At 65.0% G+C, this 22,832-nt stretch carries 18 protein-coding genes; 17 read left to right on the top strand and 1 reads right to left on the bottom strand.

Going from position 1 to position 22,832, the window contains the following annotated elements:
• The first annotated feature begins 27 nt into the window (after window positions 1-27).
• The 5 genes from DM373_RS09150 (at window position 28) to DM373_RS09130 (ending at window position 6,465) form a co-directional block, all read left to right on the top strand.
• Window positions 28-990: a FecR family protein gene (locus tag DM373_RS09150; protein WP_110993251.1), complete on the top strand. Its 963-nt coding sequence runs from the start codon at window positions 28-30 to the stop codon at window positions 988-990.
• Between the two features lie 125 nt (window positions 991-1,115).
• The gene (locus tag DM373_RS09145) at window positions 1,116-3,704 is read left to right on the top strand and encodes a TonB-dependent receptor (protein WP_110993250.1); all 2,589 of its coding nucleotides are present in this window, start codon (window positions 1,116-1,118) and stop codon (window positions 3,702-3,704) included.
• Between the two features lie 290 nt (window positions 3,705-3,994).
• Window positions 3,995-4,597: a biliverdin-producing heme oxygenase gene (locus tag DM373_RS09140; protein WP_110993249.1), complete on the top strand. Its 603-nt coding sequence runs from the start codon at window positions 3,995-3,997 to the stop codon at window positions 4,595-4,597.
• 49 nt (window positions 4,598-4,646) lie between these two features.
• Window positions 4,647-5,060, top strand: a complete 414-nt coding sequence (locus DM373_RS09135) for a YbaN family protein (RefSeq protein WP_110993248.1) — start codon at window positions 4,647-4,649, stop codon at window positions 5,058-5,060.
• A gap of 58 nt (window positions 5,061-5,118) precedes the next feature.
• Window positions 5,119-6,465 (top strand): CoA transferase, encoded by a 1,347-nt coding sequence (locus DM373_RS09130; RefSeq protein ID WP_110993247.1) that lies wholly within the window; start codon window positions 5,119-5,121, stop codon window positions 6,463-6,465.
• A gap of 182 nt (window positions 6,466-6,647) precedes the next feature.
• Here DM373_RS09130 and arcD (DM373_RS09125) read toward each other — a convergent pair whose 3' ends face one another.
• The gene (arcD, locus tag DM373_RS09125; protein ID WP_110993246.1) at window positions 6,648-8,075 is read right to left on the bottom strand and encodes an arginine-ornithine antiporter; all 1,428 of its coding nucleotides are present in this window, start codon (window positions 8,073-8,075) and stop codon (window positions 6,648-6,650) included.
• Window positions 8,076-8,512: 437 nt separating this feature from the next.
• Between arcD (DM373_RS09125) and arcD (DM373_RS09120) the strand changes: the two genes are divergently transcribed.
• From arcD (DM373_RS09120) to DM373_RS09065, 12 genes are all read left to right on the top strand, one after another.
• Window positions 8,513-9,940 (top strand): arginine-ornithine antiporter, encoded by a 1,428-nt coding sequence (gene arcD / locus DM373_RS09120; protein WP_110993245.1) that lies wholly within the window; start codon window positions 8,513-8,515, stop codon window positions 9,938-9,940.
• Between the two features lie 33 nt (window positions 9,941-9,973).
• A complete protein-coding gene (arcA, locus tag DM373_RS09115) occupies window positions 9,974-11,227 on the top strand; it encodes an arginine deiminase (RefSeq protein WP_110993244.1) in 1,254 nt (417 codons plus the stop codon).
• A 69-nt stretch (window positions 11,228-11,296) separates the two neighbouring features.
• Window positions 11,297-12,307: an ornithine carbamoyltransferase gene (locus DM373_RS09110; protein WP_110993243.1), complete on the top strand. Its 1,011-nt coding sequence runs from the start codon at window positions 11,297-11,299 to the stop codon at window positions 12,305-12,307.
• A gap of 50 nt (window positions 12,308-12,357) precedes the next feature.
• Complete coding sequence (gene arcC / locus DM373_RS09105) at window positions 12,358-13,287, top strand: carbamate kinase (protein ID WP_110993242.1); 930 nt, start codon at window positions 12,358-12,360, stop codon at window positions 13,285-13,287.
• A 56-nt stretch (window positions 13,288-13,343) separates the two neighbouring features.
• Window positions 13,344-13,712, top strand: coding sequence for a DUF5064 family protein (locus DM373_RS09100; RefSeq protein WP_110993241.1), 369 nt, complete (start codon window positions 13,344-13,346; stop codon window positions 13,710-13,712).
• Between the two features lie 119 nt (window positions 13,713-13,831).
• Window positions 13,832-15,340 carry a sigma-54-dependent transcriptional regulator gene (locus DM373_RS09095; RefSeq protein ID WP_110993240.1) on the top strand — a complete coding sequence of 503 codons (1,509 nt, stop codon included), beginning with the start codon at window positions 13,832-13,834 and terminating at the stop codon, window positions 15,338-15,340.
• A gap of 401 nt (window positions 15,341-15,741) precedes the next feature.
• Window positions 15,742-16,125, top strand: a complete 384-nt coding sequence (gcvH, locus tag DM373_RS09090) for a glycine cleavage system protein GcvH (RefSeq protein WP_110993239.1) — start codon at window positions 15,742-15,744, stop codon at window positions 16,123-16,125.
• A gap of 10 nt (window positions 16,126-16,135) precedes the next feature.
• Window positions 16,136-18,991, top strand: coding sequence for an aminomethyl-transferring glycine dehydrogenase (gene gcvP, locus DM373_RS09085; protein ID WP_110993238.1), 2,856 nt, complete (start codon window positions 16,136-16,138; stop codon window positions 18,989-18,991).
• Window positions 18,992-19,138: 147 nt separating this feature from the next.
• Window positions 19,139-20,515, top strand: a complete 1,377-nt coding sequence (locus DM373_RS09080) for an L-serine ammonia-lyase (protein WP_110993237.1) — start codon at window positions 19,139-19,141, stop codon at window positions 20,513-20,515.
• Window positions 20,516-20,541: 26 nt separating this feature from the next.
• Window positions 20,542-21,663: a glycine cleavage system aminomethyltransferase GcvT gene (gene gcvT, locus DM373_RS09075; protein ID WP_110993236.1), complete on the top strand. Its 1,122-nt coding sequence runs from the start codon at window positions 20,542-20,544 to the stop codon at window positions 21,661-21,663.
• Between the two features lie 348 nt (window positions 21,664-22,011).
• Window positions 22,012-22,224: a cold-shock protein gene (locus DM373_RS09070; protein WP_003365337.1), complete on the top strand. Its 213-nt coding sequence runs from the start codon at window positions 22,012-22,014 to the stop codon at window positions 22,222-22,224.
• A gap of 96 nt (window positions 22,225-22,320) precedes the next feature.
• The gene (locus tag DM373_RS09065) at window positions 22,321-22,809 is read left to right on the top strand and encodes an RDD family protein (RefSeq protein ID WP_110993235.1); all 489 of its coding nucleotides are present in this window, start codon (window positions 22,321-22,323) and stop codon (window positions 22,807-22,809) included.
• The last annotated feature ends 23 nt before the right edge of the window (window positions 22,810-22,832 follow it).

The following is a 22,832-nucleotide window of genomic DNA, read 5'->3' as shown; positions in this document are numbered from 1 at the left end:
GCAAAAAAGCCCCCGCAAGGATCCTTCGTGACCGATCAGCCCACCCCTCGCCCGACACCTGCCGAGCCTGATGCCCGCGCCCGTGCCCGCGAAGAGGCGATGGACTGGCTGATCCGCCTGCAGTGCGCCAATGACCAGGACACCCAGGCCTTCGAGCACTGGCTGGGCGCCGAGCCGGAAAACGCCGAAGCCTACGTCGAGGCCGAAGCGCTGTGGAACGGTGCGCCGCTGCGCCAGGCCGCCGAGCACTTGCAGCAACGCCAGCGCCGCTCCCTCGGCGGGCGCCTGCGCAGCCACTGGAAGCCGCTGGCCACCGCCGCCATGCTGCTGGTCGGGCTGTTCACCTTCGGCAACCTGCCTGTGCGCCTGCAGGCCGACCACCTCACCGTGGTCGGCGAGCGCCAGCGCCTGCAACTGGACGACGGCGCCAAGATTTTGCTCAACACCAACTCGGCCTTCGCCAGCGATGTGCGCGACGGGCGCCAGGTTGCCCGCTTGCTGCAGGGCGAAGCCTACTTCCAGGTCGCCGGCGGCAGCCAGCCGCCGCTGGAAGTGCAGGCCGGGCCGCTGCGCGCCAACGTGCGCGACACCGACTTCGCCGTGCGCTACCTGGATGGCGAAGCGCAGGTGCGCGTGCAGCGTGGCGACGTCGATCTGCAGGGGGCCCGCGACCAGCGCATCCGCCTGAGCGCTGGCGACAGCATCAGTGTCGGCCCCCAGGGCTTCGGCCAGCGCCAGCGCGCCGACCTGAACAAGGAGCTGGCCTGGGTCGAAGGCCGCCTGGTGTTCGAGAACTGCCCGCTGGGCCAGGTCATCGCCGAAGTGCAGCGCTACTACCCAGGCTGGATCATCAGCCGCAATGCGCAGCTGGAGCAGGTCGCGGTCACCGGCAACTACCGCCTCGACCAGCCCCTGCAAACCCTGCGCGCCCTCGCCCACATCACCTCGGCGCAGTTGCATGAATACCCCGCCGTGGTGATTCTCAACTGAGCCAACAAGTTTTTTTACGCGACCCCTGTAGGCAGCACGTCTCGTTATAGCCAATGCAACTGATTCTCGTTCGATAACGACAACAGTCCACGCCTATAACCCCCGCGCGACAGGGAGCGCTTTCGATGTCCACAGGTCCAACCCGCCCGTTCACCCCTTCCCGCCGCCATGGGCAGCTGTCCTTGCTGACCCTCGCCCTGCTCGCCAGCGGCGCCTGCAGCCTGCCGGCCCTGGCCGTGGAGCCTGCCCAGGCGAGCAGCCCGCGCATGGGTGACTACCGCTTCGCCATTGCCCAGCAGCCGCTGGTTTCGGCGATCAATGCGTTCAGCCAGGTCACTGGCTGGCAGGTCGGCTTCAACGCCGAGCTGGCCGAAGGCGTGGCCTCGCCAGGGGTGCAAGGCTCACTGGCCCCGGAAGCGGCGCTGCAACGCCTGCTGCACGGCACTGGCCTTTCCTATCGCAAGATCGACAACGCCAACGTGGTGCTCGAACGCCAGGCGGGCAGTGCCATCGCCCTGCAGCAGATGACCGTCAGCGCCACCCGTAGCGCCCAGGAAGTCAGCCAGGTGCCCAGCACCGTCAGCGTGCAGACCCGCGAGCAGCTGGACCGGCAGAACGTCAACGACATCAAGGACCTGGTGCGCTACGAGCCGGGCGTGTCGGTCGGCGGCGTTGGCCAGCGCAGCGGCCTGAACGGCTACAACATCCGCGGCATCGACGGTGAGCGCATCCTCACCCAGGTAGACGGCGTGTCGATCCCCGACAGCTTCTTCTACGGCCCCTACGCCCAGACCCAGCGCAACTACGTCGACCCGGAAATCGTCAAGCGCGTCGAGATCCTGCGCGGCCCGGCCTCGGTGTTGTACGGCAGCAACGCCATCGGCGGCGCGGTCAGCTACTTCACCCTCGACCCTGAAGACATCATCAAGCCCGGCAAGGATGTCGGCGCGCGCCTGAAGACCGGTTACAGCTCCGCCGACGAGAGCTGGCTGACGTCCGCCACCGTCGCCGGCCGCCACGCCGACTTCGACGGCCTGCTGCACCTGAGCCAGCGCAACGGCCACGAGACCGAGTCCTACGGCGAGCACGGCGGCAGCGGCCTGGCCCGCACCGAAGCCAACCCCGAGGATGTGCGCACCACCAACGTGTTGGCCAAACTGGGCTGGAACTACGCCGACGACGCCCGCCTGGGCCTGACCTACGAGCACTACAAGGACGACCGCGACCAGAACATCCTGAGTTCCGTGGGCGGGCCGTTCATTCCCGGTTTCGCTGCCTCGAACTCGTACCGCATGCGCCAGGGCAACGACACCGTCACCCGCGAGCGCTTCGGCATCAATCACGAATTCGGCCTCGACAGCCTGGTCGCCGACCACGTGAAGTGGAGCCTCAACTACCAGATCGCCAAGACCGACCAACGCACCGACGAGCTGTACTTCGCCGCCGGCCGCCAGGTGTTCCGCGACCGCCAGACCACCTACAAGGACCGCCAGTGGGTCCTTGACGCCCAGTTGGACAAAGCTTTCAGCATTGGCGCCACCGAGCACCTGCTGACCTATGGCACCACCCTCAAGCACGAGAAGATCAGCGGCATCCGCCAGGGCGTCGGCACCTGCCTGAACGTCGGCGGTTCCTGCACGGCCGTCGGCCAGAACAGCGCCCGCGATGGCCAGGTACCGGTCAGCGACTTCCCCGACCCGACCGTGAACACCTACAGCCTGTTCGCCCAGGACGAGATCCGCTGGAACAACTGGACCTTCCTGCCGGGTGCCCGCTACGACTACACCCGCATGGAGCCCAAATTCACCGACGAATTCCTGCGCGGCGTGCAGAGCACCAGCGTGACCGGTGCCGCCAGTGCCGACGACTCGGCCAAGAAGTGGCACCGCGTATCGCCCAAGCTGGGCGTCACCTACGCCTTCAACGACAACTACACCTGGTATGGCCAGTACGCCGAGGGCTTCCGCACCCCGACCGCCAAGGCCATGTACGGCCGCTTCGACAACCCGGGCCTGGGTTACAGCGTGCAGCCCAACCCCGACCTTGAGCCAGAAAAGAGCAAGAGCTACGAGACCGGCCTGCGCGGCAATTTCGACGCCGGCAACTTCGACGTGGCGGTGTTCTATAACAAGTACCGCGACTTCATCAACGAAGACGCCATCCTGTCGTCCAACCTGGGCGCCAAGTTCCAGGCCAACAACATCAAGCACGCCACCATCCGCGGCGCCGAGTTCAAGGGCCGCCTGAACCTCGACCACTTCGGTGCCGCGCAAGGCCTGTACACCCAGGGCTCGGTGGCCTATGCCCGTGGCCGCAACGACGACAACGGCCAGCCGCTGAACAGCGTCAACCCGCTCACCGCTGTGCTCGGCCTGGGCTACGAGCAGCAGAACTACGGCGGCTTGCTCAGCTGGACCCTGGTCAAGCAGAAGGATCGCGTCGACGACACCACCTTCTTCGCCCCCGACGGCACCAGCAAGCAGTTCCGCAGCCCCGGCTACGGCGTGCTGGACCTGACCGGCTTCTACAAGGTGAGCGAGGACGTCACCGTCAACGCCGGCCTGTACAACCTCACCGACAAGAAGTACTGGCAGTGGGATGACGTACGCGGCTACGACTCGATCGGCGAAGCCAGCGTGACCCAGCCGGCCAACCTCGACCGCCTGACCATGCCGGGGCGCAACTTCGCCATCAATGTGGTGTGGGATATCTGATTCGAAATCGGTGCAGCCCCTATCGCCGGCAAGCCGGCTCCCACAGACAAAGCGCCCAGCCCGAGGCGGGCGCTCACCTGTGGGAGCAACTGTCTTGCTCGCCATTCAAACAGCCTGAGTGCAGGTCTTGAGTTCGGCGCGGTCAGGTGGGAGCCGGCTTGCCGGCGATAGGGGCGACGCCACTTCTGCGTCCGACGAATGATTCAACTTCCCAGATGAGGTTTTTTTACTGTCGTGCGTCATCTGTTTCGTCTTATCACTAGACAACCCATTTCCCAAGGATGCCCCCGATGTCCACCTCCTCCGAGCGCGCCGCCCTGCGCTCCCAGCGCCTGAACCAGGTCACCCACGCCCCGCACACCGAGCTGGACGCCCTGGTCAAGTCGCACAAGCCGTTCGACAGCCGCGAGAGCTTCGCCCGCTTCGTGGTCGCCCAGTACCTGTTCCAGTCGGAACTGCAGGCCCTGTACAACGACCCGCAATTGATCGCCATCGTCCCCGACCTGGCGGCGCGCTGCCGCGCCGAACAGGCTCGCCTGGACCTTGCCGACCTCGACACCGAAGTGCCGGCCCCCATCGCCGGCGCCCTGCAGAACCCGAGCCTGGGTGAAGCGCTGGGCTGGATCTTCGTCTCCGAAGGCTCCAAACTGGGCGCCGCATTCCTGATCAAGCGCGCCGTGGCGCTGGAACTGTCCGACAGCTTCGGTGCCCGTCACCTGGGCGAGCCGGAAGGTGGCCGCGCCGAAGGCTGGAAGCAGTTCACCCGCATTCTCGACAGCCAGGCCCTGTCGCCCGAGGAAGACGCCGCCGCCGAACGTGGCGCGGTCGCCGCCTTCGAGCGCTTCACCGAGCTGCTCAAGCATGCCTACGCCACCGACGCCGCGCTGGCCTGACACGCTTCACCCGGCCGCCCGCGGGCGGCCGCACCGCTGTAGTGAGACCATGACCCGACTCGCCCGCTCCAAAGTGTCCCGGCTGCTCTACGCGATCCTGGCTTATGTCAGCCTAGGGATCGGCCTGGTTGCCATCGTCATCCCCGGCCTGCCCACCACCGAATTCATCCTGCTCGCCGCCTGGGCCGCCACCCGCAGTTCGCCGCGGCTGTCCGCCTGGCTGGAGAACCATCGGTTGTTCGGGCCGATCCTGTACAACTGGCGCAATGGCCGGGTGATCCAGCGTCGCGCCAAGGTCAGCGCGACCCTGAGCATGCTGCTGTGCGCGGGGCTGATGCTGACCTTTCTCGAACACCACTGGCCGGTCTACCTGGCCATCGCCGGCATGACCCTGGGCAACCTGTGGATCTGGTCGCGCCCGGAGCGGCCGACCACCCCAGGCTCCGTCGAACTGCAACGCTGAGGGGTTTGCACAGCGCTGGCGGATGTACTGCAATAGGTCCCAGCAAGGAGGACCCTGCATGCAGCCGTTGCTCGACACCATCGCCCAGTCCCTGAGCCTCGACCCCGCCGCTGCGCGCTGGCAAGGGGTCGGCGCACTGCCCTCGACCTTTGCCGTGAGCGAACTGGCCACCGCCAGCATTGCCGCCTGCGGCCTGGCCCTGGCCCAACTGCTGGAAAGCCAGACGGGCGCTTGCCCAGCGGTGCGGATCGACCGCCGCCTGGCCTCATTCTGGTTCGCCACCAGTCTGCGCCCCCACGGCTGGCAACTCCCGCCATTGTGGGACGCCATCGCCGGCGACTACCCAACCCGCGACGGCTGGATCCGTCTGCACACCAATGCCCCGCACCATCGTGCCGCAGCCTTGCAGGTGCTCGGCACCGACGCCGAGCACGCCAGCGTCGCCCGCGAGGTGGCCACATGGGAAGGCGATGCCCTTGAAGCCGCGGTGGTCGCAGCCGGTGGCTGCGCGGCGCGCATGCGCAGTTGGCCGCAATGGTGCGCCCATCCCCAGGGCCAGGCGGTCAACCGGCAACCGCTGATCCTGCGCCAGGCCTTCGCCGGGCCGACACGGGCCTGGCTGGGCAACCCAGCCAGGCCGTTGGCCGGGGTGAAGGTGCTCGACCTCACCCGCATCATCGCCGGCCCCGTTGCCACCCGCTTGCTGGCCGCGTTCGGCGCCGAGGTATTGCGCCTCGACCCACCCGGCTGGGACGAGCCTTCGCTGGCGGCGGAAGTCACCCTGGGCAAGCGCTGCGCGCGCCTGGATTTGCGGGCACAGGCTGATCGCCAGGTATTCGAGCGCCTGCTGAGCGAGGCCGATATCCTGGTCCACGGCTACCGCGCCGATGCGCTCGAACGGCTGGGAGTGGGTGCCGAACGTCGCCGCCAACTCAACCCCGGGCTCATCGATGTGGGCCTGAACGCCTATGGCTGGGATGGCCCCTGGCAGGACCGCCGCGGCTTCGACAGCCTGGTGCAGATGAGCACCGGCATCGCCCACGAAGGCATGCGCTGGCAACAAGCGGATCGGCCTGTGCCGCTGCCGGTGCAGGCGCTGGACCATGCCACTGGCTACCTGATGGCGGCGGAGGCGATCCGCGCGCTGACCGAGCGTTTAGGCAGCGGCCAGGGGTGCCAGGCGCGGCTGTCGCTGGCGCGTACCGCGGCACTGCTGGTCGAACGCGGAACGGTGGAAGAAGACTTGCCGCTGGCGACGGAGACAGCCGCGGATCTCGAGCCGCACATCGAGCACACACCATGGGGTGCGGCGCAGCGGATCAAAGGGCCGCTGCAGGTGGGCACGGCGGTGATGGGGTGGGCACGAGGGAGTTGCGAGCTGGGTTCGGCCACTACTCAGTGGTGACGCATCTTCTACCACTCAACGCGCATTCTCTGTGTAGGAGCAACTGTCTTGCTCAACTGCTAAAGCCAGCGCGATCCCTGTGGGAGCGGGCTTGCCCCGCGAACACGGGCGAAGCCCGTGCCACCCTGCACAGCCCTTTCGCGGCGCAAGGCCGCTCCTACAGAAGGCGCGTCATGCGCGTTTCACAGACTCAACAGCCCCGAATACAACGCATACGCCGCCAGCCCCGCGCCCGCCAGCACCCCCGCGAAGATCAGCTTTTCCCACGAGGTGAACAGCGCCTCCCCCTGCTCGCGCCTGGCCCGGGCAAACAGGATCACCCCCGGCGCGTACAGCAACGCAGACAGCAGCACGTACTTGAGCCCACCGGCATACAGCAGCCAGACCGCGTACAGCAAGGCGATCAGCGCCACCAGCAGGTCCTTGCGGCGTACGCTGGGCTGGCCTTGATAGCTGTCGCCGCGCAACGCCAGCAACACCGCATAGGCCGCCGACCAGAAGTACGGCACCAGGATCATCGATGACGCCAGGTAGATCAGGCTGGTGTAGGTCCCCGCCGAGAACAGCGTGATCAACAGGAAACCCTGGATCATCACGTTGGTCAGCCACAGCGCATTGGCCGGCACGTGGTTGGCGTTTTCCCGGGCAAGGAAGCGCGGCATGGTCTTGTCGCGGGCGGTGGCGAACAGGATCTCGGCGCACAGCAGCGCCCAGGACAACAACGCGCCTAGCAGCGACACCGCCAGCCCGATGCTGATCAGCAGCGCGCCCCACGGCCCGACGATGTGTTCCAGCACCGAGGCCAGCGACGGGTTCTGCAGCCCGGCCAGTTCCGGCTGGGTCATCACCCCCAGCGACAGCACGTTGACCAGCACCAGCAGCGCCAGCACCCCGAGAAAGCCCACCACCGTGGCCTTGCCCACGTCCGATCGGCGCTCGGCACGGCCGGAGTACACGCTGGCGCCCTCGATACCGATGAACACGAACACCGTCACCAGCATCATGTTGCGCACCTGTTCCAGCACGCTGCCGAACTTGGGGTTGCTCAAGCCCCAGATGTCGCGGGTGAAGATATCGGCACGAAAAGCGAACGCGGCAATCACGATGAACATCAGCAGCGGCACCACTTTCGCCACGGTGGTCACCTGGTTGATGAACGCCGCCTCCTTGATGCCGCGCAGTACCAGGAAATGCACCGCCCACAGCAGCAGCGAGGCGCAGCCGATGGCCAGCGGCGTATTGCCCTCACCGAACGCCGGGAAATAGAAACCCAAGGTGCTGAACAGCAACACGAAGTAGCCGACGTTACCCAGCCAGGCGCTGATCCAATAGCCCCAGGCGGACGAAAAGCCCATGTAGTTGCCGAAGCCGGCCTTGGCGTAGGCGTACACCCCCGAGTCCAGCTCCGGCTTGCGGTTTGCCAGGGTCTGGAACACGAAGGCCAGCGCCAGCATGCCCACCGCGGTGATGCTCCAGCCGATCAGCACGGCGCCGACGTCGGCGCGCGCCGCCATGTTCTGTGGCAGCGAGAAGATCCCGCCACCAATCATCGAGCCGACCACCAGCGCGATCAGGGCGCCTAGGCGCAGCTTCTGTCCCGGTTCGCTCATGGCGCTTCTCCCCTCTGGCCCGTGCGGCGCATGAAATTTCGATCTAACGCATATAAATGTTACAGCATATTTATATTAATGCAGGACATTAAAGCTAGTTCACTCATAACTCATTTGTCTAACTAAAAGCGCACGACGCGCAGGGTTTTATCGGACTTTCTCGCGCATGGCGCATGGCCATCACTCAATCTTGTGAAAAATTTGCGAAATATCCAGAAACGGCTAGCTTCATAGCGCAGGCAAAACGGAGCGTTTGCTCTAGATGGACACGGAGGTGCCAGTGCACAAGGCTTGCAGCAGAGCTGTCGGCATCCTCCAGGAGGTACATGAAGGGTCTTTTTAACCCTTCATGTCGGCATGAACTGATCTAAATCAGCTAATGACCCAGGCGTCAGATTTATTCTGAAGTCAACTTTCTCCTGGTACGGAGTCGTTAAATGTCTGATTCTCCCGCAAAACTAAAATTGGGTGCACTTGTTGCACTTGTCGTCGGCTCGATGATTGGCGGCGGGATCTTCTCGCTGCCGCAAAACATGGCCGCCAGCGCCGGCGTTGGAGCCGTGCTGATCGGCTGGGCCATCACCGCGGTGGGCATGCTCACCCTCGCCTTTGTGTTCCAGACCCTGGCCAACCGCAAACCTGATCTTGACGGCGGTGTTTACGCCTACGCCAAGGCCGGTTTCGGCGATTACATGGGTTTCTCGTCCGCCTGGGGCTACTGGATCAGCGCCTGGCTGGGCAACGTCGGCTACTTCGTGCTGCTGTTCAGCACCCTGGGGTATTTCTTCCCGATCTTCGGCGAAGGCAATACGCCGGCGGCGGTGATCGGTGCCTCGATCCTGCTGTGGGCCGTGCACTTCCTGGTGCTGCGCGGCATCAAGGAAGCGGCGTTCATCAACCTGGTCACCACCGTGGCCAAGGTCGTGCCGCTGGCGCTGTTCGCGCTGATCTGCCTGTTCGCCTTCCGGCTCGACATCTTCACCGCTGATATCTGGGCCGTCGGTACGCCGGAGCTGGGCAGCGTGATGAACCAGGTGCGCAACATGATGCTGGTCACCGTGTGGGTGTTCATCGGCATCGAGGGCGCGAGCATCTTCTCCTCCCGCGCCGAAAAACGCTCCGATGTGGGCAAGGCCACGGTCATCGGTTTCGTCACCGTGCTGCTGTTCCTGGTGCTGGTCAACGTGCTGTCGCTGGGGGTGATGACCCAGCCGGAACTGGCCAAGCTGCAGAACCCGTCCATGGCCGCCGTGCTTGAACATGTGGTCGGCCACTGGGGGGCGGTGCTGATCAGCGTCGGCCTGATCATCTCGCTGCTGGGGGCGCTGCTGTCGTGGGTGCTGCTGTGCGCCGAGATCATGTTCGCCGCCGCCAAGGACCACACCATGCCGGAGTTCCTGCGCCGCGAGAACGCCAACCAGGTGCCGGCCAACGCCCTGTGGCTGACCAACGCCATGGTGCAGATCTTCCTGGTGATCACGCTGTTCTCCAACAGCACCTACCTGTCGCTGATCTACCTCGCCACCTCGATGATCCTGGTGCCCTACCTGTGGTCGGCGGCCTACGCCTTCCTGCTGGCCTGGCGCAGCGAGACCTACGAGCAGGCCCTGGCCGAACGCAAGAAAGATCTGATCATCGGCGGCATCGCCCTGATCTACGCGATCTGGCTGCTGTATGCCGGCGGCGTGAAGTACCTGCTGCTCTCGGCCCTGCTGTACGCCCCTGGCGCCATCCTGTTCGCCAAGGCCAAGCGCGAAGTGGGCCAGCCGATTTTCACCAGCATCGAAAAACTCATCTTCGCCGCCGTGGTGGTGGGCGCCCTGGTGGCGGCCTACGGCTTGTACGACGGCTTCCTGACCCTTTGAACACCTGTCTTCGCTTTACTGGAGGAATGAACCATGTCCACTGAGAAACAGAAATACGGCGTCCACTCCGAAGCCGGCAAACTGCGCAAAGTGATGGTTTGCTCGCCAGGCCTGGCGCACAAGCGCCTGACCCCGAGCAACTGCGACGAGCTGCTGTTCGACGACGTGATCTGGGTCGACCAGGCCAAGCGCGACCACTTCGACTTCGTCACCAAGATGCGCGAGCGCGGCGTCGATGTGCTGGAAATGCACAACCTGCTGACCGACATCGTCCAGCAGCCCGATGCGCTGAAGTGGATCCTCGACCGCAAGATCACCTCCGACTCCGTCGGCGTCGGCCTCACCAACGAAGTGCGCAGTTGGCTCGAAAGCCTGGAGCCGCGCAAGCTGGCCGAGTTCCTGATCGGCGGCGTGGCCGGTGAAGACCTGCCTGACAGCGAAGGCGCCAGCGTGATCAAGATGTACCGCGACTACCTGGGCCACTCCAGCTTCCTGCTCGACCCGCTGCCCAACACCCAGTTCACCCGCGACACCACCTGCTGGATCTACGGCGGCGTGACGCTCAACCCGATGTACTGGCCGGCGCGACGCCAGGAAACCCTGCTGACCACCGCCATCTACAAATTCCACAAGGAATTCACCGGCGCCGACTTCCAGGTCTGGTACGGCGACCCCGACAAGGACCATGGCAAGGCCACCCTCGAAGGCGGCGACGTGATGCCGATCGGCAATGGCATCGTGCTCATCGGCATGGGCGAGCGCACCTCGCGCCAGGCCATCGGCCAACTGGCGCAGAACCTGTTCGCCAAGGGCGCGGTGGAAAAAGTCATCGTCGCCGGGCTGCCCAAGTCCCGCGCAGCCATGCACCTGGACACCGTGTTCAGCTTCTGCGACCGCGACCTGGTCACGGTCTTCCCGGAAGTGGTCAAGGAGATCGTGCCGTTCATCATTCGCCCGGACGAGAGCAAGCCTTACGGCATGGACGTGCGCCGCGAGAACAAGTCGTTCATCGAAGTGGTCGGCGAACAACTCGGGGTCAAGCTGCGCGTGGTCGAGACCGGCGGCAACAGCTTCGCCGCCGAGCGCGAACAGTGGGATGACGGCAACAACGTGGTGGCCATCGAGCCAGGCGTGGTCATCGGCTACGACCGCAACACCTACACCAACACCCTGCTGCGCAAGGCCGGTATCGAAGTCATCACCATCAGCGCCGGCGAGCTGGGCCGGGGCCGGGGCGGCGGCCACTGCATGACCTGCCCGATCGTACGTGACCCAATCGATTACTAACGCCCATTACCCCCGGCCGCCCTCACAAAGCGGCGGCCGGAGCGTTCACCAAACTCAAGGAGAAATGTCATGGCGTTCAACATCCATAACCGCAACCTGCTCAGCCTCGAGCACCACACCACCCGCGAGCTGCGCTACCTGCTGGACCTGTCCCGCGACCTCAAGCGCGCCAAGTACACCGGCACCGAGCAGCAGCACCTGAAGGGCAACAACATCGCCCTGATCTTCGAGAAGACCTCGACCCGCACCCGCTGCGCCTTCGAAGTCGCCGCCTACGACCAGGGCGCCAATGTCACCTACATCGACCCCAATTCCTCGCAGATCGGCCACAAGGAAAGCATGAAGGACACCGCCCGCGTGCTCGGGCGCATGTACGACGCCATCGAGTACCGTGGCTTCAAGCAGGAGATCGTCGAAGAGCTGGCCAAGTTCGCCGGCGTGCCGGTGTTCAACGGCCTGACCGACGAATACCACCCGACCCAGATGATCGCCGACGTGCTGACCATGCGCGAGAACAGCGACAAGCCGCTGCACGACATCAGCTACGCCTACCTGGGCGATGCCCGCAACAACATGGGCAACTCGCTGCTGCTGATCGGCGCCAAGCTCGGCATGGACGTGCGCATCGCCGCGCCCAAGGCGCTGTGGCCCCATGACGACCTGGTCGAGCGTTGCAAGAAATACGCAGAAGAGAGCGGTGCCCGCATCACCCTCACCGAAGACCCGAAAGCCGCGGTCAAAGGCGTGGACTTCGTTCACACCGACGTCTGGGTATCGATGGGCGAGCCGGTCGAAGCCTGGGGCGAACGCATCCAGCAACTGCTGCCCTACCAGGTGAACAAGGAGCTGATGAAGGCCACCGGCAACCCGCGCACCAAGTTCATGCACTGCCTGCCGGCATTCCACAACTCCGACACCAAGGTCGGCAAGCAGATCGCCGAACAGTACCCGCACCTGGCCAACGGCATCGAAGTGACCGATGACGTGTTCGAGTCGCCGGCGTGCATTGCCTTCGAGCAGGCGGAAAACCGCATGCACACGATCAAGGCGATCCTGGTGTCGACCCTGGCTGATCTGTAACGCCTTGTGGGAGCGGGCTTGCCCCCTAGTCTCTCTGAAGGACATTCCCCATGCGTATCGTTGTTGCATTGGGCGGCAACGCCCTGCTGCGCCGTGGCGAGCCGATGACCGCTGACAACCAGCGCGCCAATATCCGCACCGCCACCGAACAGATCGCCAAGATCCACCCCGGCAACGAACTGGTCATCGCCCACGGCAACGGCCCGCAGGTCGGCCTGCTGTCGCTGCAGGGCCTGTCGTACAAGCCGGATGAAGCCTACCCGCTGGATGTGCTCGGCGCCGAGACCGAGGGCATGATCGGCTACATGATCGAACAGGAGCTGGGCAACCTGCTGGCCTTCGAGGTGCCGTTCGCCACCCTGCTCACCCAGGTTGAAGTGGACGCCAATGACCCGGCCTTCAAGGACCCGACCAAGTTCATCGGCCCGGTGTATGCCAAGGAAGAAGCCGAGCGCCTGGCCAAAGAGAAAGGCTGGGTGGTCAAGCCCGACGGCGACAAGTACCGCCGCGTGGTGGCCAGCCCCAAACCCAAGCGCATCTTCGAGATCCGCCCGATCAAGTGGCTGCTGGAAAAGAGCAGCATCGTGATCTGCGCCGGTGGTGGCGGCATCCCCACCCTGTACGACGAAAACCGCAAGCTCAAGGGCGTCGAGGCGGTGATCGACAAGGACCTGTGCTCGGCACTGTTGGCCGAGCAATTGGAAGCCGACCTTCTGATCATCGCCACCGACGTCGATGCGGCCTACATTGACTACGGCAAGCCCACCCAGAAGGCGATTGCCCAGGCCCACCCCGACGAGCTCGAAAAGCTCGGCTTCGCCGCCGGTTCCATGGGGCCCAAGGTGCAGGCTGCCTGCGATTTCGCCCGGCATACCGGCAAGGTCGCGGTGATCAGCTCGCTGGAAAACATCGAGGACATCGTCAAAGGCACCGCCGGCACACGGGTTTCCACCGCCAAGCCGGGTATCAGCTACCGTTGAATGCAGTTGGCGGGCGCCCGCCGCCCGCCGTTTTCAACCTTCCGGAGGATTCCACCATGGCCCAGTACCAACCCGGTCACGTTCATATCGAGCGCACCGCGCTGAACACCAACGACCACAGCTACGACCTGAACATCAATTACGAAGTGGCCCAGGACCCCAAGGAAGGCAGAGGCATCGAGTTCCGCCTGCATGGCAGCATCGAGGGCAAGCCGGTCGACGAGAAGTTCTTCCTGGCCAAGGACCAGGTGCTGCCCAGCTTCCTCAGCGTCACCACGCGCAAGGCCCAGGCCTACCTGAAGCCGCCGAAGAAATTCGAGACCCTGGGCTCGCCGCACAAACTGTACGACGCCATGTTCGAAGACATTCGCGCGAAACTGGATGTGAAGTCGGGCGACCCGATCAAGCCTGAACACCTGGAATAATCGAATTCATCGCGGGGCAAGTCCGCTCCCAGGTTGTGGGAGCGGGCTTGCCCCGCGATAGGCTTCATACGATCACCAAGGCATACTGTCGCCCTCCCCCGGCCACAACTGCCCGCCCCATGCGCATCCACGTCAGCTTCATCGACCGCGTCGGCATCACCCAGGAAGTCCTGGCCCTGCTCGGTGCCCGCAACCTCAACCTCGATGCCGTGGAGATGGTCCCGCCGAACGTCTACATCGACGCCCCGACCCTCAGCCCCGCCGTGCTCGAAGAGCTGCACGACGCTCTGTTCGAGGTGCGCGGCGTGCAGTCGGTGGAAGTGGTCGACATCCTCCCCGGCCAACGCCGCCACCTGCAATTGGACGCTCTGCTCGCCGCCATGAGCGACCCGGTGCTGGCCGTGGACAGCGCCGGCAAAGTGCTGCTGGCCAACCCGGCGCTGATCGCCTTGTGCGGGCGCGAGTCGGCCGGGCGCTCCCTGGCCGAGCTGTTCGGCGACCCCGACCTGCTCCAGGCCCTGCTGGACAACAATTTCCACCTGCCCATGCGCGAGATGCAGCTCAATGGCCAGAGCCTGCTGCTCGACGCCACCCCGATCACCAATGCCGGCGGGCTGCTCACCCTGTACCCGCCCAACCGCATGGGCGAGCGGCTGTCGGCGCTGCACCACGATCACGCCGAAGGCTTCGACGCCATGCTCGGCGACTCGCCGGCCATTCGCACCCTCAAGGCCCGCGCCCTGCGCGTGGCGGCCCTCGACGCACCCTTGCTGGTGCACGGCGAAACCGGCACCGGCAAAGAGCTGGTGGCCCGCGCCTGCCATGCCATCAGCAGCCGCCATGCCGCGCCCTTCCTGGCCCTCAACTGCGCCGCCCTGCCCGAGAGCCTGGCCGAGAGCGAGCTGTTCGGCTATGCCCCGGGCGCCTTCACCGGCGCCCAGCGCGGCGGCAAGCCAGGGCTGATGGAACTGGCCAACCAGGGCACGGTGTTCCTCGACGAGATCGGCGAGATGTCGCCCTACCTGCAGGCCAAGCTGCTGCGTTTTCTCAGCGATGGCAGCTTCCGCCGGGTCGGTGGCGACCGCGAAGTGAAGGTGGACGTGCGCATCATCAGCGCCACCCACCGCAACCTTGAGCAGATGGTCAGCGAGGGCACCTTCCGCGAAGACCTGTTCTATCGCCTCAACGTGCTCAACCTGCAAGTGCCGCCGCTGCGCGAGCGCGGCCAGGACATCCTGCTGCTGGCGCACTACTTCATGCAGCAGGCCTGCACCCAGATCCAGCGGCCCCAGTGCCGGCTGGCGCCTGCCACCCATGCGGCGCTGCTGGCCAACCCCTGGCCGGGCAATGTGCGCCAGTTGCAGAACGTGATCTTCCGCGCTGCGGCCATCTGCGAAAGCAACGTGGTGGATATCGGCGACCTGGACATCGCCGGTACCTCTGTGGCGCGCGGGCAGGACGGCGAAGTGGCGAGCCTGGACCAGGCCGTCGGCGATTTCGAGCGCGAGCTGCTGCAGCGCTTGTATGCCAGCTATCCCTCGACGCGGCAGTTGGCGGGGCGCTTGCAGACCTCACATACGGCGATAGCCCAGCGGTTGCGCAAGTACGGGATTCCAAGCAAGGCCTGATGCAGCTTCGCGGGGCAAGCCCGCTCCCACGCTGCCAGCTTTCGTCAAAATTCTTGGGCCACCGTTCCTCGGGTGCAGCCCATTGAGTGGGCGTGGGAGCGGGCTTGCCCCGCGACAGGCCGAGCCCAGCAGCAGGTCGTAATAAAATCATTACACCGTACCGAATTCGCTACACACCCATCTGAATGCGTGCGCACAAGGGTTTGATCCCACAGCGCTTTTGAATCCTCCCCTTCCTGTATCGATTTCATTCCACAAAAATGACAAATTGACTTCATTCTCCTGCTAATTAATTGATTTATAAGGATTTTTTGCGACTGGCCGCATTATTGCTAAGGGAATTCCAACCTTAAGAGCGCGGGTCTACCGCGCCCAACGCCCCTGCTTCCCGAGGAATTCCCATGAGCGAGTTGCGTTTCACCGAAGATCACGAATGGCTGCGCGTCGAAGCCGACGGCAGCGTCACCGTGGGCATCACCGCCTACGCCCAGAACGCCCTTGGCGATGTGGTCTACGTGCAACTGCCGGAACTGCAGCAGTACGACAAAGGCGCCGAAGCCTCCACCGTGGAATCGGTCAAGGCCGCCAGCGGCGTGTACATGCCCCTGAGCGGTGAAGTGGTCGCGGTCAACGACGGCCTGAACGACAGCCCCGAGCTGGTCAACGAAGACCCGCTGGGCGAAGGCTGGTTCTTCCGCTTCATCCCCGCCGACATGAACGAAGTGGCCGCCCTGCTCGACCAGGATGCCTACGACCGCCTGCTCAAAGCCAACGACGACGCCTGAGGAACTTGCCATGACCATCAACCTCGGCACCGCCAACGAATTCATCGCCCGTCACATCGGCCCACGCGCCGCTGACGAGCATGCCATGCTCGCCACCCTCGGTTTCGACTCGCTGGAGGCCATGAGCGCCGCGGTCATCCCCGACAGCATCAAGGGCACCAGCGTGCTGGGCAGCGAAGACGGCCAGAGCGAGGCCGATGCCCTCGCCGCCCTGAAAGCCATCGCCGCCAAGAACCAGTTGTTCAAGAACTACATCGGCCAGGGCTACTACAACACCCACACCCCGGCGCCGATCCTGCGCAACCTCCTGGAAAACCCGGCCTGGTACACCGCCTACACCCCCTACCAGCCAGAAATTTCCCAGGGCCGCCTGGAAGCGCTGCTGAACTTCCAGACCCTGATCAGCGACCTGACCGGCCTGCCGATCGCCAACGCCTCCCTGCTCGACGAAGCCACCGCCGCCGCCGAAGCCATGACCTTCTGCAAGCGCCTGTCGAAGAACAAGGCCAGCCATGCCTTCTTCGCCTCAAGGCACTGCCACCCGCAAACCCTCGACGTGCTGCGCACCCGCGCCGAACCGCTGGGTATCGAGGTGGTGGTGGGCGACGAGCGTGAACTGAGCGACGCCAGCGCCTACTTCGGCGCCCTGCTGCAGTACCCGGCCAGCAACGGTGACGTGTTCGACTACCGCGCCGTGGTGCAGCGGTTCCACGCCGCCGGCGCCCTGGTGGCCGTGGCCGCCGACCTGCTGGCCCTGACCCTGCTGACCCCGCCCGGTGAATTCGAGGCCGACGTGGCCATCGGCAGCGCCCAGCGCTTCGGCGTGCCGCTGGGCTTCGGCGGCCCGCACGCGGCCTACTTCGCCACCCGCGACGCGTTCAAACGCGACATGCCTGGCCGCCTGGTCGGCGTGTCGATCGACCGCTTCGGCAAGAGCGCCCTGCGCCTGGCCATGCAGACCCGCGAGCAGCACATCCGCCGCGAGAAAGCCACCAGCAACATCTGCACCGCCCAGGTACTGCTGGCCAACATTGCCAGCATGTACGCCGTGTACCACGGCCCGGCCGGCCTCAAGCGCATCGCCGAACGCACCCACGCGCTGACCGCGATCCTGGCCACCGGCCTGGTGAAACTGGGTGTGAAAGTGCTCACCAGCGAATTCTTCGACACCCTCACCCTGGCTACCGGCAGCAACACCGCCGGCCTGCATGACAAGGCCCGCGCCCAGGGCATCAACCTGCGCCAGATCGATGCCGCGCACCTGGGCCTGTCGCTGGACGAAACCACCAGCCAAGCCGATGTCGAAGCCCTGTGGCAACTGTTCGCCGACGGCCAGGCCGCCCCGGACTTTGCCACCCTGGCCCCGACCATCGTCGGGCGCCTGCCGACCGGCCTGCTGCGCCAGTCCGCGATCCTCGAGCACCCGGTGTTCAACCGCTACCACAGCGAAACCGAGCTGATGCGTTACCTGCGTCGCCTGGCCGACAAGGACCTGGCGCTGGACCGCACCATGATCCCGCTGGGCTCGTGCACCATGAAGCTCAACGCCGCCAGCGAGATGATCCCGGTGACCTGGGCCGAGTTCGGCAACCTGCACCCGTTCGCCCCGGCCGCGCAAAGCCAGGGCTACCTGCAGATGATCCGCGAGCTCGAAGCCATGCTCTGCGCGGCCACCGGCTACGACGCCGTATCGCTGCAGCCCAACGCCGGCTCGCAAGGCGAATACGCAGGCCTGCTGGCGATCCGCGCTTACCACCGCAGCCGTGGCGACAGCCATCGCGATATCTGCCTGATCCCGTCCTCGGCCCACGGCACCAACCCGGCCACTGCCCACATGGCCGGCATGCGTGTGGTGGTGACCGCCTGTGACGCCCGCGGCAACGTCGATATCGACGACCTGCGCGCCAAGGCCCTCGAGCACCGCGAACGCCTGGCCGCGATCATGATCACCTACCCGTCGACCCATGGCGTGTTCGAAGAGGCCATCGGCGAGATCTGCGCGATCATCCACGACAACGGCGGCCAGGTGTACATCGACGGCGCCAACATGAACGCCATGGTCGGCCTGTGCGCCCCGGGCAAGTTCGGCGGCGACGTGTCGCACCTGAACCTGCACAAGACCTTCTGCATCCCCCACGGCGGCGGCGGCCCGGGCGTCGGCCCGATCGGCGTCAAATCGCACCTGGCGCCGTTCCTGCCGGGCCACGCTACGCTTGAAAACACCGCTGGCGCGGTATGCGCCGCGCCGTTCGGCAGCGCGAGCATCCTGCCGATCACCTGGATGTACATTCGCATGATGGGTGGCGCCGGGCTCAAGCGCGCTTCGCAGATGGCGATCCTCAACGCCAACTACATCGCCCGTCGCCTGGAAGAGCACTATCCTGTGCTGTACACCGGCGGCAACGGCCTGGTGGCGCATGAGTGCATCCTCGACCTGCGCCCGCTCAAGGACACCAGCGGCATCAGCGTCGACGACGTGGCCAAGCGCCTGATCGACTTTGGCTTCCACGCCCCGACCATGTCGTTCCCGGTGGCGGGCACGCTGATGATCGAGCCGACCGAGAGCGAATCGAAAGAGGAACTGGACCGCTTCTGCAACGCCATGATCCAGATCCGCGAAGAGATCCGCGCCGTGGAGAACGGCAGCCTGGACAAGGACGACAACCCGCTGAAGAACGCCCCGCACACCGCGGCGGAGCTGGCCGGCGAGTGGACCCACGGCTACAGCCGCGAGCAGGCGGTCTACCCGCTGCCGAGCCTGGTGGAAAGCAAGTACTGGCCACCGGTCGGCCGCGTCGACAACGTGTTCGGCGACCGCAACCTGGTCTGCGCCTGCCCGTCGATCGAGAACTATCAGGACGTCTGATAGCCCTCGGGCCGACAGCGCGCCCTGTGGGAGCGGGTTCACCCGCGAATGCGATAGTGGTTTCACCGACGTATTCGCGGGTAAATCGCATCGGCGCACCGCCGCCCCCACAGGTTCACCGTCAACCTGTAGAGCCGGGAGGTCAGCATGTCCCTGAGCGTCTTCGACCTGTTCAAGATCGGCATCGGCCCCTCCAGCTCGCACACGGTCGGGCCGATGCGCGCCGCCGCGCGCTTTGCCGAAGGCCTGCGCCGTGACGGCCTGCTGGCCGGTACGGTCAGCGTCAAGGCCGAGCTGTACGGCTCGCTCGGCGCCACCGGCAAGGGCCACGGCAGCGACAAGGCCGTGCTGCTCGGGCTTGAAGGCGAACACCCGGACACCGTCGATACCGAAAGCATCCCCGCCCGCCTGAAGGCGATCCGTGACAGCGGCCACCTGCGCCTGCTTGGCGAGCATGAGATCGAGTTCGTCGAAAAACAGCACTTGGCGATGATCCGCAAGCCGCTGGCCTACCACCCCAACGGCATGATCTTCCGCGCCTTCGACGCGGCCGGGTTGCAGATCCGCAGCCGCGAGTACTACTCGGTGGGTGGCGGTTTCGTGGTCGATGAAGAGGCCGCCGGCCATGACCGCATCGTCGAGGACAGCACCGTGCTGCCCTACCCGTTCAAGACCGGCAAGCAGCTGCTCGGGCATTGCGCCGCGCAACAGTTTTCGTTCAGCCAGGTGATGCTGGCCAACGAAGCGGCATGGCGCCCCGAGGCCGAGACCCGCGCCGGGCTGTTGCGCATCTGGCAGGTGATGCAGGACTGCGTCGAGGCCGGTTGCCGCCACGAGGGCATCCTGCCGGGTGGGCTGAAGGTCAAGCGCCGCGCGCCGGCGCTGTACCGCCAGCTCAGCCAGCACCCGGAAGCCAGCCTGCGCGATGCCTTGTCGGTGCTCGACTGGGTCAACCTGTACGCCCTGGCGGTGAACGAGGAAAACGCCTACGGCGGGCGCGTGGTCACGGCGCCGACCAATGGCGCGGCCGGCATCGTGCCCGCGGTGCTGCACTACTACATGCGCTTCGTCCCCGGCGCCAACGAGGATGGGGTGGTGCGCTTTCTGCTCACCGCAGCGGCGATCGGCATTCTGTACAAGGAGAACGCGTCGATTTCCGGCGCCGAGGTGGGCTGCCAGGGCGAGGTCGGCGTGGCCTGCTCGATGGCCGCCGGGGCCTTGTGCGAGGTGATGGGGGGTACCCCGCAGCAGGTGGAGAACGCTGCCGAGATCGGCATGGAACACAACCTGGGCCTGACCTGCGACCCGATCGGCGGGCTGGTCCAGGTGCCCTGCATCGAGCGCAACGCCATGGGCTCGGTGAAGGCGATCAATGCGGTGCGCATGGCCCTGCGCGGCGACGGGCAACATTACGTCTCGCTCGACAAGGTCATCCGCACCATGCGCCAGACCGGCGCCGACATGAAAAGCAAATACAAGGAGACCGCCCGCGGCGGTCTGGCCGTCAACATCATCGAATGTTGACCCGAACAAAAACCAAGGAGTCACCGATGTCCGAAACACTGCTCAAGACCCCACTGCACGCCCTGCATCTCGAACTGGGCGCACGCATGGTGCCGTTCGCCGGCTATGACATGCCGGTGCAGTACCCGCTGGGGGTGCTCAAGGAGCACCTGCACACCCGCGAGCAGGCCGGCCTGTTCGACGTCTCGCACATGGGCCAGATCGTACTGCGCGGCAGCGATGCGGCCCGCGCGCTGGAAACCCTGGTGCCGGTGGACATCATCGACCTGCCGGTGGGCATGCAGCGCTATGCCATGTTCACCAACGAACAAGGCGGCATTCTTGACGACCTGATGGTCGCCAACCTCGGTGACGACACCCTGTTCCTGGTGGTCAACGCCGCCTGCAAGGACCAGGACCTGGCCCTCCTGCGCCAGCACATCGGCGCGCAGTGCCAGATCCAGCCGTTGTTCGAGGAGCGCGCGCTGCTGGCCCTGCAAGGCCCGGCGGCGGTCAAGGTGCTGGAGCGCCTGGCGCCGGAAGTGGCCGGCATGACCTTCATGCAGTTCCGCCCGGTCACCCTGCTGGGCAGTGACTGCTTCGTCAGCCGCTCGGGCTACACCGGTGAAGACGGCTACGAGATCTCGGTACCGGCGGCCGCCGCCGAAGCCTTGGCCCGTCGCCTGCTGGCCGAGCCAGAAGTACAGCCGATCGGCCTCGGTGCGCGCGACTCGCTGCGCCTGGAAGCCGGCCTGTGCCTGTACGGCCACGACATGAATACCGCCACCACGCCGATCGAGGCCAGCCTGCTGTGGGCGATCTCCAAGGTGCGCCGTGCCGACGGTGCACGCGCCGGTGGTTTCCCCGGCGCCGCAGCCGTGTTCGCCCAGCAGCAACAAGGCGTTGCCCGCAAGCGCGTAGGCCTGCTGCCGCAGGAACGCACCCCGGTACGCGAGGGCGCCGAAATTGTCGACGGCAGCGGCAAGATTGTCGGCCAGGTGTGCAGCGGTGGGTTTGGCCCGACGCTCGGCGCACCGGTGGCGATGGGCTATGTCGATACCGAACATGCAGCACTGGACACGGCACTGTTCGCGGTCGTGCGTGGCAAGCAAGTTGCCCTTAAAGTCAGCAAAATGCCTTTCGTGGCACAGCGTTACTACCGCGGTTGATTGAAGGGTTCGGGCAGGTTCGGCATATTCGTTTTCGAACCTGCCCAATAACTTCTGAACATAGCGCCAGGCCAGGCGCCACGCCGCTTCGGGCAAATCGCTCGAAGCTTCGGAAAAGCCTGATTTTCAGCCTGGCACAGGGCTTGTGTTTCGCTCGAGAGTTGGCGTAGAGTCACTGCACTGTGTTTGCATGGGTCGCAACAGTTCGTGACCTGGGCCAGTAGCCGCAATTTGCTACAACCCGTTCGACGTCTCTTACTTTCCTGCAACCCAGCCCAGTACTCTTTCACGTACATAACGTGTGAAAGAAACTGTCATCAAAATTTAAGTTTCATAGGAAATAAGACAATGGCTGAACGTCAGAGCGGTACCGTCAAGTGGTTCAATGACGAAAAAGGTTTCGGTTTCATCACCCCTGAAAGCGGTCCGGATCTGTTCGTACACTTCCGCGCCATCCAGGGCAACGGCTTCAAGAGCCTGAAGGAAGGCCAGAAAGTCACCTTCGTTGCCGTGCAAGGCCAGAAAGGCATGCAGGCTGACGAGGTTCAGGCAGAAGGCTGATCTTCTGCTTAAAAAAAGCCCCTGTGTTGACGCACAGGGGCTTTTTTGTGCCCGCAATTCCCTAGAATGGGCCTTTGCCATCTGGAGCCGTCGTGCATGTCCAAGCCTTTGCTCAACCCCCAGGGTGACTTCCCCCCCGTCGGCCTGGGCCGCCGACTGGCCGCGATGTTCTATGACTTCCTGCTGTGCACCGCCCTGCTGATCGTGACCGCCGGCGCCTACAAGATGATCCAGATGGCGATCATCGGCGAAACACGCATGCGCGAACTGACCGAGGCCGGCGCGCTGGATGGCGACCCACTGCTGTCGACCATCCTGCTGTTCGCCCTGTTCGGCTTCTTCGCCAAGTTCTGGACCCACGGCGGCCAGACCCTCGGCATGCAGGTATGGGGCCTGCGCGTACAGAACGCCGATGGCAGCGCCATCAGCCTGTGGCAGGCGCTGTTGCGTTTTGTGGTGTCGATCGCTTCATGGCTGTGCCTGGGGCTGGGCTTTATCTGGTCACTGTTCGACAAGCGCAAGCGCAGCTGGCACGACATCTACTCCGACACGCAGCTGGTGCGACTGCCAAAGCGTAAAAAGTGACTGTAAAAGTCACAGCGTGGGAG

The organism is Pseudomonas sichuanensis, assembly GCF_003231305.1.
GTDB lineage: Bacteria > Pseudomonadota > Gammaproteobacteria > Pseudomonadales > Pseudomonadaceae > Aquipseudomonas > Aquipseudomonas sichuanensis.
Note: the sequence above shows the minus strand (reverse complement) of the source record. Positions and strands in the feature narration are given on the sequence as shown.